Annotated in this window: 1 protein-coding gene and 1 pseudogene; both read left to right on the top strand. The window is 59.2% G+C overall.

Features of this window, described 5'->3' with window-relative positions:
* Positions 1–114 (top strand): annotated as a pseudogene (gene rplM / locus R0J88_RS19815) (50S ribosomal protein L13); the annotation flags it as partial.
* Between the two features lie 13 nt (positions 115–127).
* A partial coding sequence (gene rpsI / locus R0J88_RS19810; protein WP_410900848.1) for a 30S ribosomal protein S9 occupies positions 128–277 on the top strand: 150 nt, incomplete at its 3' end.

The raw sequence follows: 277 nt of genomic DNA, 5'->3' as shown, positions 1-277 counted from the left end.
AAAGGCATGCTGCCGAAAGGTCCGCTGGGTCGCGCCATGTACTCCAAGTTAAAAGTGTACGCCGGTGCCGAGCATCCGCATGCTGCCCAGCAGCCGCTTGAACTGAACATCTGAGGAAATCTTCGCCATGACACAGCAGTATTACGGTACCGGGCGCCGCAAGACTTCTACCGCGCGCGTCTTCCTGAAGCCGGGCACCGGCAAAATCACCGTCAACCAGCGTGACCTGAACGACTACTTCGGTCGTGTGACAGGCCGCATGGTTGTCCGTCAGCCG

Origin of the sequence: Pseudoalteromonas sp. SIMBA_162 (genome assembly GCF_046535955.1) — a bacterium.
Lineage (GTDB): Bacteria > Pseudomonadota > Gammaproteobacteria > Enterobacterales > Alteromonadaceae > Pseudoalteromonas > Pseudoalteromonas marina.
The sequence above is the reverse complement of the archived record's forward strand: the minus strand, read 5'-3'. Positions and strand labels throughout refer to the sequence as shown.